The 14,876-nt window shown below is 58.2% G+C and carries 12 protein-coding genes; 3 read left to right on the top strand and 9 right to left on the bottom strand.

Going from position 1 to position 14,876, the window contains the following annotated elements; translation table 11 throughout:
- The 5 genes from GSQ94_RS02750 to GSQ94_RS02730 all read right to left on the bottom strand — a co-directional run.
- A partial coding sequence (locus tag GSQ94_RS02750; RefSeq protein ID WP_158941779.1) for a DEAD/DEAH box helicase occupies positions 1–1,904 on the bottom strand: 1,904 nt, incomplete at its 3' end.
- Between the two features lie 50 nt (positions 1,905–1,954).
- Positions 1,955–2,536, bottom strand: a complete 582-nt coding sequence (locus GSQ94_RS02745; RefSeq protein WP_158941778.1) for an HAD family hydrolase — start codon at positions 2,534–2,536, stop codon at positions 1,955–1,957.
- Positions 2,537–2,682: 146 nt separating this feature from the next.
- A complete protein-coding gene (locus GSQ94_RS02740; protein ID WP_158941777.1) occupies positions 2,683–2,883 on the bottom strand; it encodes a hypothetical protein in 201 nt (66 codons plus the stop codon).
- Between the two features lie 105 nt (positions 2,884–2,988).
- Positions 2,989–3,603 carry a hypothetical protein gene (locus tag GSQ94_RS02735; RefSeq protein WP_158941776.1) on the bottom strand — a complete coding sequence of 205 codons (615 nt, stop codon included), beginning with the start codon at positions 3,601–3,603 and terminating at the stop codon, positions 2,989–2,991.
- A 230-nt stretch (positions 3,604–3,833) separates the two neighbouring features.
- Positions 3,834–4,037, bottom strand: coding sequence for a cold-shock protein (locus GSQ94_RS02730; RefSeq protein ID WP_020712649.1), 204 nt, complete (start codon positions 4,035–4,037; stop codon positions 3,834–3,836).
- A gap of 654 nt (positions 4,038–4,691) precedes the next feature.
- Between GSQ94_RS02730 and GSQ94_RS02725 the strand changes: the two genes are divergently transcribed.
- The gene (locus GSQ94_RS02725) at positions 4,692–6,050 is read left to right on the top strand and encodes a sugar porter family MFS transporter (protein WP_158941775.1); all 1,359 of its coding nucleotides are present in this window, start codon (positions 4,692–4,694) and stop codon (positions 6,048–6,050) included.
- Between the two features lie 275 nt (positions 6,051–6,325).
- A complete protein-coding gene (locus GSQ94_RS02720) occupies positions 6,326–7,291 on the top strand; it encodes a sugar phosphate isomerase/epimerase (protein ID WP_158941774.1) in 966 nt (321 codons plus the stop codon).
- Between the two features lie 95 nt (positions 7,292–7,386).
- Here GSQ94_RS02720 and GSQ94_RS02715 read toward each other — a convergent pair whose 3' ends face one another.
- Genes GSQ94_RS02715 through GSQ94_RS02705 form a run of 3 tightly spaced genes read right to left on the bottom strand, consistent with a single transcriptional unit; the run spans position 7,387 to position 12,632 of the window.
- Entirely contained in the window at positions 7,387–8,634 is a 1,248-nt protein-coding gene (locus GSQ94_RS02715; RefSeq protein WP_158941773.1) for a nucleoside permease, read from the bottom strand.
- Between the two features lie 50 nt (positions 8,635–8,684).
- On the bottom strand, positions 8,685–11,198 hold the full coding sequence (locus tag GSQ94_RS02710; RefSeq protein WP_254063573.1) for a c-type cytochrome: 2,514 nt from the start codon (positions 11,196–11,198) through the stop codon (positions 8,685–8,687).
- 39 nt (positions 11,199–11,237) lie between these two features.
- On the bottom strand, positions 11,238–12,632 hold the full coding sequence (locus tag GSQ94_RS02705; protein ID WP_158941771.1) for a multicopper oxidase family protein: 1,395 nt from the start codon (positions 12,630–12,632) through the stop codon (positions 11,238–11,240).
- A gap of 203 nt (positions 12,633–12,835) precedes the next feature.
- On the opposite strand from GSQ94_RS02705, the gene GSQ94_RS02700 reads away from it, so the two are divergent.
- On the top strand, positions 12,836–14,266 hold the full coding sequence (locus GSQ94_RS02700) for a M20/M25/M40 family metallo-hydrolase (RefSeq protein ID WP_158941770.1): 1,431 nt from the start codon (positions 12,836–12,838) through the stop codon (positions 14,264–14,266).
- A gap of 5 nt (positions 14,267–14,271) precedes the next feature.
- Here GSQ94_RS02700 and GSQ94_RS02695 read toward each other — a convergent pair whose 3' ends face one another.
- Entirely contained in the window at positions 14,272–14,757 is a 486-nt protein-coding gene (locus tag GSQ94_RS02695; RefSeq protein ID WP_158941769.1) for an Lrp/AsnC family transcriptional regulator, read from the bottom strand.
- Positions 14,758–14,876: the final 119 nt, after the last annotated feature.

Genomic DNA, 14,876 nt, shown 5'->3' with positions numbered 1-14,876 from the left:
CATTGTTGCATGAGCCATTCAGTTGCGGTAGCAACTTCCGGTTGGACTGGGGAGATGTACTCTGGACTGACGTTAGGAGTGAGTGAAGAGATCTGTTCGCGAAGTTCGCCGACTCCATCAGAAAGAACAGCAGTGCGTTGTGGGGCTTCTCCCTCCCAAAAAGGCAAGCTGGGAGGAGCACCGTGGGCATCTTCAACCAAGACACGGCCAACAGCTTCGACGCGCTGAATGCGCCAACTGGAGGTGCCCAGAAGGATAACGTCTCCTGGGCTGGAGTCAACGGCAAAGTGTTCATCGAGCGTCGCGATTTGCACGCCTTCGGGTTGAAGAATGACACTATAAAGAGCTGTGTCGGGAATGGCACCACCATTGGAGATGGCGATCATGCGAGCACCCCGACGCGGGTGGAGGTGATGGTGTACGCCGTCACGAAGAAGATAAGAGCCGTAGCGGCCACGTGTAGATTCAATACCTTCAGTGAGCAGGGTGATCAGATCGTCAAAGGTCTTGCGGGCGAGATCGCAGTAGGGATACGCTCGGCGGAGGACGTTGAAGAGGACATCCTCTTCCCAAGGTTCAGCCCCGCAGCACGCGACAATCTGCTGCATGAGAACATCCGCAGGCTGAGGAGGAATTTGTAACTGATCGAGTTCTCCGGCGCGCATTTTGCGGATTAGTGCAGCTTGTTCCAGGAGATCGTCACGGGTGGTAGCGAAGAAGCGGCCTTTGGGGATGGCTTCGCGCCAGTGACCGGCGCGTCCAACACGCTGCATCGCCACAGCGACTGCACGGGTGGTGCTGATCTGACAGACAAGATCGATGTCGCCAATGTCGATTCCCAGCTCAAGAGAGGCAGTGGCGATAAGGATTTTAATCTCGCCGTTCTTAAGGCGCTGCTCGGCATCCAGGCGCAGAGTTCTGGAAAGCGAACCATGATGCGCAGCAACGTGCTCCGCGCCGAGACGACTCGCGAGTTGGAAGGCTATCTTTTCGACGAGGCGGCGCGTGTTAACAAAGACGAGGGTCGAACGATGATTTTGTGCATGGACGGCAAGTCTGTCGAATATCTCCTCCCACATCCCATTGTTTGTCACAGAGCTTAGCTCATCGCTGGGAACTTCAATGGCGACATCGAGTTCCCGACGCTGACCCACTTTAACAATTGTCGCGGGTCCTCTGCCTTCGTGGATTCCGGTCAGAAAGCTGGCTACTAGTTCAATCGGGTTCTGAGTTGCGGAGAGGCCGATTCTTTGCGGCGCTTTAGAGAGGCCGGCAAGAAACTGGCCGGGACTGAGACTATTTTCGCCAGTAACAAGGGCATCTAGCCGTTCGAGAGAGAGCGCAAGATGAGCCCCGCGTTTGTCGTCGGCTAAAGCGTGGATTTCATCGACGATGATAGTGCGAACGCGACGGAGGTGTTCCCTGCTCTTGCCGGCGGTAAGGAGAATGTAAAGAGACTCCGGCGTGGTGACGAGAATGTTGGGCGGCTTGCGGAGCATGGCGGACCGCTCTTTTGGAAGCGTATCGCCAGTGCGGACACCTGTACGAATCTCGGGGCAGAGATATCCGCGCTGCATGGCTAGTTGCTGGATCTCCGCCAAGGGGCCGTCCAGGTTTTTCTGGATATCGTTCGAAAGCGCCTTGAGAGGGCTGACGTAAACGACCTGAGTGCAAGGAGCTAACTGCCCTGAGAGCGATTCGCGGAGGAGTTGATCGATGCAGACCAGAAAGGCTGCGAGCGTTTTACCCGACCCGGTAGGAGCTGAGATAAGAGTTGGGTCGCCAGCAACTATACTAGGCCAGCCGTGGATCTGCGGCTCGGTAGGGCTGCCGAACCTGGTCAGAAACCATTCGGCTGTTACAGGGTGTGCCCAGGCGAGAGACTGTGGGATTTCCAGCGACATTGGCCGATTGTAGCGCGGTTTTGTTCGTTGTTTCTTCGCCGCTTTGTTATCTACATGTTGCCAGTGCCTACATCGGACGCGGCCGCCGCTGCGTTGGATTCATCAAGATATTGTTCGATGACTTTTTCGAGGGTTCCTTGGACAGAAAGAATGTAGTCAATGGCATCTCGGCCCCCGCCAAAACCACCAGCATTGGGGGTGATGAAGTGGGCGACGGATTTGACTTGTTGACGCGCGTTGGCAGTAGCTATGGCAAGACCACACTGACGCATGACCGGGAGGTCAATAATGTCGTCGCCCACATAAGCAAGCTGATCGAGGGTATATCCCGTCTTCGAGAGGATCTCGTTTATGGCGTTCATCTTATGAGATTGACCTTGGTAGATGAACTCAAGTTTGAGGTCATTGGCTCGAATGGCTACCGTCTGAGATTGGCGCTTTGTGATGATGCCGATACGCAATCCGCCAAGGCGGCCAAGCGATATTCCAAGTCCATCGTGCGCGGCAAAACCTTTTGCCTCGACTCCGTGACCCTCTGAGTTAGGGATGACGAAGATTTGGCCGTCGGTTAGGACTCCGTCGACGTCAAAGATGAGAACTTTGATTTTTTTAGCGCGATCTTCAGCAGTCATACGTTGATGATAGCCCGGCGGGTCGCTCTAATGCGACTCACCCCGGGGGTAATGAGCAACTAAGGATCAATAACCTTCGCCTCAGACCCAGCCTCCCCTCAAGCGTTCCAGTGATCATCTTGGCTAGGCAAGACTGGCGTACTCGCCTAAGGTTTTTGCTCGCGAAGAGCCTTTTCAAGGTCGTGGATATTGTCGCGGTGCACCTGTTGGGCGGTTTGGAGGTGCCTTACCTCACCTTCAGTAGCGACAGAAGCGTCCTTCAAACAGATTTGAGTTTCAATGTGCTCAATCTCCGTCTGTTGAAGATCGATCTCTGATTCGAGGCGATCTTTTTCTGGATGAGACATGTAACCCCCTCCCCCCTTAGGGATTTGTACGGACGTAGGGACAATGTGTCACCGGCCGCCCCCGCTGCAGGGTGTGATGCATGTCTCCGAGTGGGTGATGGCTAGTTATTTCATGTTGTAGGGGAACTCGAAGACAAGGCCGGCTATGGGTAGAACAACGTTGACGAGATGCTCATGCTTGTCGCGTTCGAAGTAGACGCGACCCTGCGTGACTTCGTTCGGGGAGAGCGATACTGCCGTTAGCGGATGCTCTGTCGCTGCTTTTTCGGCTACTTTTTGCTGGTTGGCGACGGCTTGTGGGTCTGGTTCTGCGGGGGTGGCGGGGGGTGAAGGCGGGGTGGTGGCCTGAGAGGGGATGGGCTGCTGAGGGAGATCCTTCAGGTCGCCAGGGGAGATGTAGAGGAGGACCTTGGGCTTTGGGGTGACGACCTCGATACGGAAGTCCTCCGGGGTGAGGCTCTGGGACATGATGGTGTTGTTGGCGATGCTGACGTCTGCCCGGGTGTAGGCGCCCTCCTTGGAGACGGCGACCATGACGGTGAAGCGAGGGGTGTTGAGGACCTTGTAGTTGCGTCCGTAGAGGGTCTTGCTGAGGCAGTTGGCGTTCGGCTGGCAGGTAACGACGTTATCCGGAAGGATAGCCTTGGGGATGCTGGCGGAGAAGAGGAAGGTTGGGGAGGTAAGGATGAATAGGAGGGAGAACTGCTGAGTTCGAGTCATGGGAGTAACCTCCTGCTGAATCGCAGTGGAGGTAACTTAGCAGTTACCAATGAGGTACAGAATCACTCGATAGTTGCATGGAGCAGGAAGCCGGTAAGTGGTTTGTGGAGGCTAAAGTGCGAAGGGTTGCAAGGAACGCCAAAGCGACCTTTTGCAACCCTTCTACTCTTTTTCTGTTGGGCACGGCATGGCCTGGTGCTGATTGCTACTGCCGTACGAGATGTGTCGGGTTAGGCGGGCTGAATGTTTGCAGCCTGCTTGCCCTTAGGACCAGTGGTGATGTCAAACGTTACGCGCTGGCCTTCCTGGAGAGACTTAAAGCCGCTGGAGTTAATTGCAGAGTAGTGTGCGAAGAGATCCTCTCCACCGTCTTCCGGGGTGATGAAGCCAAAACCTTTTGCGTCGTTGAACCACTTAACTGTTCCGTTTGCCATGATGCGTCCTACTTTCATAAGGCGATATTTCGCCGTTAGGTATAAGCGTAGCAGGATGTGAGCGAATTTCAATCAATAAGGTTACATGTTTCTTCAGAAATCGGCCCTGGGGAGCTTTTCAGGGCCCGGAGGCGGCTTTTGTACCTTTTAAAGGGGGAGAGAGGTGGCTCGGCGGATTTAAGGTCATTTCTGTGGGGTACCCCCTCCCCTCCCCGCCTTTGGGGTATTTTGCAGGTAAGTGTAGTCAATGCAATGGCTTAGAGGTAGCATGCACCGCTAAACTATTGCATTCAAATCAGTTACGACTAAAATACTTATTTTGTTGAGGTTGGCTAAGTTTCCGAGCGAAAGTTTCTCTCTTCGGCTTTCAGAAGCTGAAGTTTGTGTGTAGGCGTAGCGTGGTCGCTACGTGGTCCCTCGTTGCATTTCATGGTGTGTTTCGTGGTGGGTTGGGTCGGGTGAATGACAAAGGGCTGCCGTTGGCCTTCACCGCTGGCAGCCTGTACTCAATCTCTTCCTTAATTGTAGCGAAGCGAACCTAACTGATACGCCAACTTTGCTGAAGATTTTTGTGGGGTTTTTTCGGGTTAGAGATTTGGCTGATCTCGTTTGGGCGATTTTGGGGTTCAGAGGCTAGGATAGGCATTGCCCTTTATGACGACTTCAAAATCCAGCTCTGTTCTTCTTCTGGCCAAGAGCGCTATTACCGGCGCGCTTGGCGGACTGTTGTTTGGCTTCGACACGGCGGTGATCGCCGGGATTACCCATGCACTGACGGACAAGTACCAACTATCTCCGGCGAATCTTGGCTTTACCGTCTCGATTGCGCTGTGGGGCACGGTGATTGGAGCGATGGGCAGCGGCGCACTGGGCCAGAAGATAGGCAGCCGCAAGGCTCTGCGCTGGATGGCGGTGTTGTATGTTGTCTCGGCGCTGGGGTGCGCGCTGGCTGGGAGCTGGACGAGTTTTCTTTTCTTCCGGTTTCTGGGCGGACTGGGGATCGGAGGCTCGTCGGTACTGGGGCCGGTTTACATTGCGGAGCTTGCGCCGGCGAAGTGGCGTGGGCGCATGGTGGGGCTGTTTCAGATCAACGTGGTGGTTGGAGTTCTGCTGGCCTATCTTTCGAACGCGATCGTGGCACACTTTGTGGCAGGGCCGATCCAGTGGCGAGTACAGATTGGCGTGGCGTTTGTGCCTGCAGTGCTGTTCCTGATTATGCTGCTGAGCGTGCCGCAGAGCTCGCGGTGGCTGATAACGCAGAACAGGATTGCAGAGGCTACGCTGACGCTGACGCGAATGGGATCGCCTGACTCCGAGGCGGAGGTGCGGGAGATTATCGAGTCGATCCGGCAGGAGAAGCTGGAGTCGGCGACGCGGTTGTTCTCTGCGCAGAATCGGCTGCCTATCTTTCTGGCGATCTCGATTGGGATCTTCAATCAGCTGACGGGCATCAACGCGATTCTCTATTACCTGAACGATATCTTTGCGAGTGCCGGGTTCAACCAGGTCTCGAGTAATTTGCAGGCGGTGGCGATTGGAGCGATGAACCTGGTGGCGACGCTGGCGGGAGTTTCGCTGATCGATAAGGTGGGGCGCAAGAAGCTGTTGCTGGTGGGAGCGGTGGGCTGCGGGGTGTGCCTGCTGGCGGCGGCGATGATCTTCAAGACGCAGTCGCACCAGCAGTATCTGTTGATGGTGTTGATTGCTTATATTGTCTTCTTCGCCTTTTCGCAGGGCGCGGTGATCTGGGTTTATATCAGCGAGGTGTTTCCTACGAGTGTTCGGTCGAAGGGGCAGAGCCTTGGATCGTCGGCGCACTGGATTACGAATGCTTTGATTGCGGGAGTATTTCCGATTCTGGCGCGTTACTCGAAGTCGATTCCCTTCTTCTTCTTTGCGGCGATGATGGTGGTGCAGTTTTTGGTGGTGCTGTTTGTTTATCCGGAGACGAAGGGGTTTACGCTGGAGTCGATGCAGAAGCATTTGCATGAGAAGGTGAAGGGTGCGGGTTGATTTTTTGGGGGGGGTCTTCTGCGGGATTACGGCAAAGGAATAGGCAATGGCAACCGCAGATCCCCTTCGGGGATGACAACAAAAGGACAAGCAACTACAACGACAATGGCAAGAATAAAGACGAATGCGGGGGTCTCTCCACTACGTCGCGCGATGAGGCTGCGCGACTTCGGTCGAGATGACGCTTCATGGGGGTTCAGTGGAGTTTTGATGCGGTTACGCTTCATTGGGAATCTGCAAGGGTTGTGACTTCTTGGGACTAAGGAGAGTTATCGATGCGGTTAGGGTTGTTTACTCCGATATTCAATGGGTTGACGCTGGACGCGTTGCTGGTGCAGCTGAAGAAGTATCCGCAGATTGAGGCTTTGGAGATTGGGACGGGCGGGTGGCCTGGAAATAGCCATCTGGATTTGGATGCGCTGCTGGCGAGTAAAGAGGCGGCGCGGGCCTATCGGTTGAAGCTGGAGGATGCGGGGCTTTCGATCAGCGCGCTGTCGTGCCATGGGAATCCGGTGCATCCGAAGAAAGAGATCGCTGAGCGCGATGATGAGGTGCTTCGGAAGACGGTGAAGCTGGCGGAGCAGATAAATGTTCCTGTGGTAGTTACGTTTTCTGGTTGCCCGGGTGGGTCGGCACAGGATGTGACGCCGAACTGGATCACGGCGGCGTGGCCTCCGGAGTTTTCAGATGCGCTGGCGTGGCAGTGGGAGGAGAGGTTGATTCCCTACTGGAAGGACGCGGCTCAGTTTGCGAAAGATGCTGGGGTGAAGGTGGCGCTGGAGGCTCATCCGGGATTTTGTGTTTACAACCCGGAGACTGTGCTGAAGCTGCGGGAGGCTGTGGGTAGTTCAGTCGGGATCAATCTGGACCCTAGCCATCTTTGGTGGCAGGGGATCGATATCCCGGCCGCGATTGCTGCGCTGGGTGAGGCGATCTTTCACTTTCATGCGAAGGACGTGGCGATCCATAGCGCAATGCGCGATGTGAACGGCGTGCTGGATACAAAGAGCTATCGCGAGATGGCGAAGAGGTCGTGGTTGTTTCGTTCGGTGGGATGGGGGCATGGCGAGTTGGAGTGGAAGCGGATTGCTTCTGCGCTGCGGCTGGTTGGGTATGACTATGTGATGAGCATTGAGCATGAGGATGCTCTTGCTTCGACGCATGAGGGGTTGTCTTCGGCGATTGGGATGCTTTCGCGAGTGCTGCTGAAAGAGGCTCCGGTTGAGGCTTGGTGGGCTTAGGGCCTTGTCCTGCCGGACGGGCCCACTTCGCGTGGGGCGGTCACTTCGTGACTTGCGTATCGCTTCGCGTGGCTGCTCCCGTTGGTCGCTTCGGGTTAGAGCGGTGATTCGATGGGGATCGCTCCGGCGCTCTCTGATGCTGTGACTGTTGCGCCTTCTTTGTCGGTGAACGTGATGAGGAAGAGTACGAGGACTGCCGCTGACGCGGCGGCTGCTACCAGCCAGATGGATTGCCACTCGTGTACGGGTGCCCCGGCTGTCGATGTGGTGGTGTAGCGCTCGACTACTGCGCCCGAGAGCCACGAGCCTACGAACATGCCCGCTCCATAGGTGATGAAGGTGATGAGGCCCTGGGCTGCGGCTCGGAGGGCGAGAGAGGCTTTGCGGTCGATGTAGATCTGGCCGGTGACGAAGAAGAAGTCGTAACAGATGCCGTGGAGAAGGATGCCGAGCCAGAACATCCAGACCTTGCTGTCGGCGTTGCCGTACGCGAAGAGGAGATAACGCAGAACCCATGCGGACATGCCCGCGACGAGCATGTATTTGACGCCGAGACGACGGAAGAACCACGGGATGAGAAGCATGCAGAAGAGCTCGGACATCTGGCCGCCGGTCATCTTGCCTGCGGCGTTGTGGACGCCTGACTCGTTGAGGAAGAGGTTGGTGAAGGCGTAATAGAACTGCAGCGGGATGCAGATGAGGAAGGAGGCTATGGCGAAGACGGCCATGGAGCGCTCGCGGAGGAGGGCGATGGCTTCGCGGGGGAAGATGCTGGAGAGGGTGAAGCGGCCTTCGCGGGCTAGGGGTGGAGTGTCGGGGAGGGTGAGGCAGTAGAAGGCCATGAGGATGGAGAGAACGGCGGCTAGTTGCAGGGGGCGTGCGGTGGCTTCGAGACGGAGGGTGCCGACTAGGAGGCCGGCGGCGATCCAACCGGCGGTGCCGAGGACGCGGATGGGGCCGAACTCCAGCTTGGGGTCGGACATCTGGCGGAAGGCGAGGGAGTTGGTGAGGGCGAGGGTAGGCATGAAGCAGAGGCAGTAGAGGAGGAGGAGCGGGTAGATTTTGTTGAAGGCGATTTGCTGCGAGGCGAGGAAGAGGAGGATGGCGCCGAGGAGATGAAGTGCTGCGAGGACACGCTGGGTGGCGAAGAGCTTGTCGGCGATGAGGCCGACGAAGAAGGGAGCGATCATGGCACCGACGGCGGTGGTGCCGGCGGCTAGGCCGATCTGCTGGCCGGTGAAGTGAAGCGAGGAGGCGAGCCAGGTGCCGACGGTGACGTACCAGGCTCCCCAGATGAAGTACTCGAGGAACATCATTGCGCCGAGTCGTACACGGATCTGCATGTTCACGTTAGTGGGCTTCCCTTCTCTTGCGTGGTGCTTGATCTCTGATTCTATGGCAGGGCGAAGGCTACGTAGGCTGCGCCTTGAGGACCCTTGGGGTTGCGGGCGTTGCTGGTGGCGATGACGACGTACTGGCGGCCGTCGACCGTGTAGGTGGCGGGGGTGGCGTTGCCGGCGTAGGGGAGGTCGCCCTGCCAGAGGAGGGCGCCGGTGCTGGTGTCGAAGGCGCGGAGGGTGTGGTCAAAGTTGGTGGCGGCGATGAAGACGATGCCGCTGGCGGTGACGATAGGACCACCGTAGTTTTCAGTGCCGGTGTCTTTGAGGCCTTTGGCGGCGAGTTCGGGATAGTTGCCGAGGGGGATCTTCCAGAGATATTTGCCGGTGTTGAGGTCGATGGCGTTGAGTGTTCCCCAAGGTGGCTGGACTGCGGGGTAGCCGTCGGGGTCGAGAAATTTGCGGTAGCCGGTGAAACGGTATTTTGCGGGGCCTCCGGGTGGGGCGAGGGCGGATTCGACTTCTTTTTTGGAGGAGTTGTTGGCGGTGACGGCGGCTTCGACTATGGGGGAGGCGCTGTCGCCGAGGAAGCGAAGGAGTGAGGCGGTGTCGGAGTCGGTGAGCTTGTGGAAGGCGGGCATGCGGCCTTTGCCGTTGTGGATGTTGGCGAGGATCTGCTGGTCGGTGAGGCGGAGGCGGACACCGAGGAGGCCAGGATAGTTGGAGGGTGCGCCGAGGAGATCGTCGCCGTGGCAGATGGCGCAGTTTTTGTCGTAGATCTTTGCGCCGGCGATCTCGTTGCGGTTAGCGGATTTTGGTGCGGAGGCTGCTGCTGGGCCGGTGTCACCGGTTTTCAAGTAGTCGAGGACAGCGGTGAGGCGGGCGGCTTCGACGTTGGGGAAAGAGGGCATGCGGCCCTTGCCGTTGTGAATGATCTCGGTGATCTGGGCGTCGGAGAGGCGCTTCTGCTCGTCGATGAGTGAGGGGAAGGCGGGTGGTGCGCCTTTGCGGTCGCCCCCGTGGCAGATGGAACACTGGCTCTGGTAGATGCTGGAGCCGAGGCTGCCGCCTTGCTTGTTTTCGGTGAGGCCGCCAGTCCAGACGATGTCGTTGACGTTGATGTAGATGACGCCTGTTTTTATATCTACGGCCGAGCCCCCCCACTCGGCGCCGCCGTCGAAGCCGGGGAAGACTACGGTTTGCTTGTCGACGGTGAAGGGGACGAAGAGGCCGTTGCTGATAAGGGATTTGAACTGCTCGGCTGCCCATGCGTGCGCTTCGGGGGTGCGGGTGGTGAGCATGTCCGCGGTGAGAAGCTGGCGTGCGTAGGGAGCGGGGAGCGACGGGATCGGCTGCGTGAGAGAGGCTTTTTCGCCAGGGGCGGTGGAGGCTGGGAAGGGCTTTTCTTCGATGGGGAAGAGCGGCTTGCCGGTGGTGCGATCGAAGAGGAAGAGGAAGCCCTGCTTGGTGGTCTGGGCTACGGCATCGACCTGTTTGCCGTGAGAGCGAACGGTGACCAGAGATGGGGGCGAGGGGAAGTCGCGGTCCCAAATGTCGTGATGGACGCCCTGAAAGTGCCAGAGACGCTGGCCGGTGTTGGCGTCGAGCGCGAGGAGGGTGTTGGCGTAGAGGTCGTCGCCGATGCGATCTGCGCCGTAGAAGTCGTTGACCGCGGAGCCTGTGGGGGCGTAGACGATGCCGCGTTTTTCATCGACCGCCATGCCTGCCCAGTTGTTGGCGGCGCCGGTGACCTTCCATGCGTCTTTGGGCCAAGTTTCGTAGCCGGGCTCGCCAGGACGAGGAACGGTGTGAAAGATCCAGCGAAGCTTGCCGGTGTGGACGTCGTAGGCGCGAATGTCGCCGCGGAGTGCGGGCTGGGTCTCCGGGGCGCGAAAGCCGACAATGATCGTGTCTTTGTAGACGAGACCAGGCGTGGTGAGAGCGGCGAAGGACTGAGTGATATTGGGCTCGCCAAGATCTTTGCGCAGGTCGATCTTGCCTTCGTCGCCGAAGCTTGGGATGGGCTTTCCGGTGGCGGGGTCGAGCGCGTAGAGATTACTGAGCAGGCCGGCAAAGAGAATGCTATGAGCTCCATCGGTCCAATAGCTGAGGCCGCGCGTGGGTTGGAGGCCGGGAGTGCCGGTGCTGAAGGTCCAGAGATTCTTTCCGGTGGCGGCGTCGAGCGCTATGACTTTTTGCGTCGGGGTGAAGCCGAAGAGGACGCGGCCTACGATGAGCGGGTTGGTCTGAAGGCCGCCGGGCTCTTTGGTGTCGAAGGTCCACGCTACCTTGAGGTTTTTGACGTTGGTGCGATCGATCTTGCGCAGGGTGGAGTAGTGATCGCCTGCGTTCTGCCCACCGTAGACGGGCCAGTCGGTTTGGGCAAACGTGCGTTGGCTACATAGTGCGGATGAGATAAGCGCGGCTGCGATGAAGAGTGTGATTGCTCTGCGTGTCTTCGTTAAGGATGTCGCCCGAGCGCTAGAAAGACAATGACAAATGCGGGGGTCTCTCCACTGCGTCGTGCGATGAGGCTGCACGGCTTCGGTCGAGATGACGATTTCCTTCAAATTGTCAGATGAGTTCTTCACGTTTATCAGGCCCATGGATTAGTCCGTATACTTGATGATCTGCATGAAGCCGTAGTCCATGTGGAGTTGCTGATGGCAGTGGAGGAGCGAGTCGCCGGGGTTGTCGGCGATGAAGTCTACCGCTACGGTTTGAAGAGGCATGATGTTGATGGTGTCTTTGATGAGCCCGCTGAGGTGCTGCTCTTCGATGCGTGTGACCTCGAAGCTGTGACGGTGGAGATGCATGGGGTGCTGGTCGCCGCTGGCGTTACGGAAGAGGAGGCGATAGCGTTTGCCGCGTTTGACCATGAGAGGTTTGACGTTGGGCCAGGCATCGCCGTTGATGGTCCAGGTGTCGAAGTTCGATCCGTTGAGCGCGCCTGCGTCGCGGAAGGTCAGGGTGAAGGTTTCTTCGGGCTCTGGCACGGCGTTCTTTGCAGCGAAGTTGGCGTAGTCCCACTCTGCGGGTTGCGGATCGCGCCACACGGGTTCGCCTGATTTGCCGGCGTACTCGACGACTACGCCTAAGCCGATGTCGCGACTTTCTTTCAGGGTCGATCCCAGGACCCAGACGCCGGGGGAGTTCATCTCTACGATGGCATCGACGCGTTCGGCGACTGCGAGCGAGAGCACCTCAACCGAGTAGGGTGTGGGGACGGGGTTGCCATCCATCGCGAGGATGCGGAAGGAGTGACCCGGCAGAGCAAGCACGACGTTCTCGGTTGCGCTGGCGTTGAGGAGGCGGAAGAGGACGCGCTCGCCCTGCTTGACGCGGATGGGTTCGCCTGCGCCGAGCATGTGTGCGTTGATGGTGGCGTGGGTGTAGCCGACGTCGGAGCCTGCGGTCTGCGGCATGTTCTGTGATTCAGCGCGCATGGTTTCGACCATGGGGACGAAGTGGGGACCCCAATGACGGATGGCGAGGTTGACTTCCTTGTCGTAGTGGCCGGGGTCGGGTGCGCCGTGGACGAGGAGGAAGCCGAACTGGCCGGTGTAGGCGGCGAGGGAGAGATCGCCCATGGCCATGGCGTGGGTGTGGTACCAGCGGGTGCCGGATGGGTTCGGCGTGAGGTGGTAGCGGAGGGTGGCGCCGGGTGCGATGAGGGGAGAACCTTCTTCCACGGCGCCGTCGTTGAGCGGGTCGGTGGTAAGGCCGTGCCAGTGGACGATGTCCGTGTTGCCGCTGGCGTTGGTGACGTCGATGGTGACCGGCTTGCCTTTTTTCAACCGCAGCAAAGGGCCGGGGATCTGGCTGTTGTAGGCTACGGTCTTGATCTGAACGCCGTGTCCGATGTCGAGGGTGCAGGGCTCGATGCGGAGACGATAGTCGGGGGCGTGAGGCGCGGGTGCCGGAGCGGCGATGCCCCAGGCTCTTTGCGTGGCGACGTTGGCCAGTGCTGCTCCTGTTGCTACTACGAAACTTCTCCGGTTCATCAGAGCTCGCTTGGTGCTGGGGATCGTTGCTGCGTGGGATTGTTCGTTCTTGTGGTGTCTAAGAGTAATATGCGTTGCGGGTGAGGGTTGTCCAGAGCTTTTGGAGTGCGGCTGCGGGTGCCAGGAATTTGATAGCGCGTGTGTGATTCGTGCGAATATAGGACCATCCAATTCCTACTACTTCGATCCAAAAGGATGCCCGCTTGAAATCGATCGCCGCATGTCTGATCTCTCTTGCTTTAACCCCTTCGCTGTTCGCGCAATCCAACCAGTTGCCTGCTGCCGATAAGACGCTTGCGCGCGATCTGTTTCAACAGCTGGTGGAGACGAATACGACCGACTCGGTGGGCAGCACGACCCTGGCTGCGGATGCTATGCGGAAGCGGTTGCTGGATGCGGGTTTTGCGGAGGCCGATGTGGTGGTGATGGGGCCGAATGACCGCAAGGGCAATATGGTGGCGCGGTATCGCGGACGTGCGGGCTCGACGCTGAAGCCGGTGCTGATCATTGGGCATATCGATGTAGTGGAGGCGAAGCGATCTGACTGGACGACCGATCCGTTTCAGTTCGTCGAGAAGGATGGGTACTTCTACGGGCGCGGGACGCAGGATATGAAGGACAGCGATGCGGCGGTGGTGGAGAGTTTTATTCGACTGCGGCGCGAGGGGTTTGTGCCGGACCGCGATATTATTCTGGCGCTGACGGCAGATGAAGAGGGTGGCAAGTCGAATGGGGTGGACTGGCTGCTGAAGAATCACCGTGAGTTGATCGATGGCGCGTTTGCGCTGAATCCTGATGCGGGCGGCCCGGAGCTGGAGAAGGGTAAAGCGATCATGATGGGGGTGGAGGCAACGGAGAAGCTGTACGCCGACTACCGCGTGACTGCGACGAATCCGGGGGGACATAGTTCCCTGCCGCGTCCTGACAACGCGATCTACCATGTGGCGGATGCTCTGGGACGCCTAGAGAAGACACCATTTCCTTTGGAGACGAATGAGGTGACGCGGGTCTATTTTGCGAGCGCCGCGAAGACGGAAAAGGGACAGCTGGCGGAGGATTTGAAGGCGGTGTCCGGGCCGGTGCCGGATGCTGCGGCGGCGCAGCGTTTGTCGAAGGACATGATCTACAACTCGCTGCTGCATACGACGTGCGTGGCGACGATGATGTCAGCAGGCCATGCGCCTAATGCGCTGCCGGGGAGTGCGGTTGCGAATGTGAACTGCAGGATCTTTCCGGGGCACTCGCAGGAAGAGATTCGGCAGGAGCTGATTCGGATCTTCGCGGACCCGACGCTGAAGGTGCAGTATGTTACCGACGGGGGCGACGTGTTTGAGAAGGGGTCGGATCGCAAGTCGATGGCTCCGCCGCCGTTGGAGCCTGCGGTGTTCAAGCCGCTAGAAGCAATGGTCGAGAAGATGTGGCCGGGTATTGCGGTGGTTGCGGAGATGGAGACCGGGGCGTCGGACAGCATCTACACGATGAACGCGGGGATTCCGAGTTATGGGTTTTCGGGGATGGGGGTGGACCGCGATGATGACCGTGCCCATGGCCGCGATGAGAGGATTCGCGTGGTGGACTTCTACAACGGCGTCGAGTTTGAGTATCTGTACCTGAAGGCTTTGACTTCGCAGTAGGGTGGCTATTTTTTTCTAGGGCGTCCGGAGAGACCTGCGTGCTTGAGGAGCCATGCCTCCTGCTGTCGATTGACGGGGGTGGAGAGGACCATGCTGGTGGTGGGCATGCCGTAGGGGAGCAGGCGTTCGATGAGGGGTTCGAGCTGATCGATGGAAGAGAGCCGGACTTTGATGAGGAAGGCTTCTCCGCCGGTGATGTGATGACACTCCAGCACGGCGTCGATGGTGGGGAGAAACTTCAGGAACGGACGGTAGTGGGTGTTGTCGCAGGTGAGGCGGATGAAGGCGATGACCGAGTAGCCGAAGGCTTTTTCGTCGAGCAGGGCTCGATAGCCGAGGATGACTTTGCTGCTCTCGAGCTGATGGATTCTTTCGGCGATAGCGGAGGGAGAGAGGCCTACCTTGCGGCCTAGTTCGGCGTAGGAGACCCTGGCATCTTCGGCGAGCATACGAAGGATGTTGTAGTCGATGGGATCGAGATCTTGAGCCATGGGGTCCGTCCTTCTTTTTCCTTCTACTCGGTTATTTGAACCGGCGAAAGAGATGGATCATGCGAGATTTTGACTTACTTTCGTGGATTCGTGTTTTACCGGACGTTTATTCCGATGTT

The organism is Granulicella sp. S190 (assembly GCF_009766095.1).
In the GTDB taxonomy this organism is placed as follows: Bacteria; Acidobacteriota; Terriglobia; order Terriglobales; family Acidobacteriaceae; genus Edaphobacter.
Note: the sequence above shows the minus strand (reverse complement) of the source record. Positions and strands in the feature narration are given on the sequence as shown.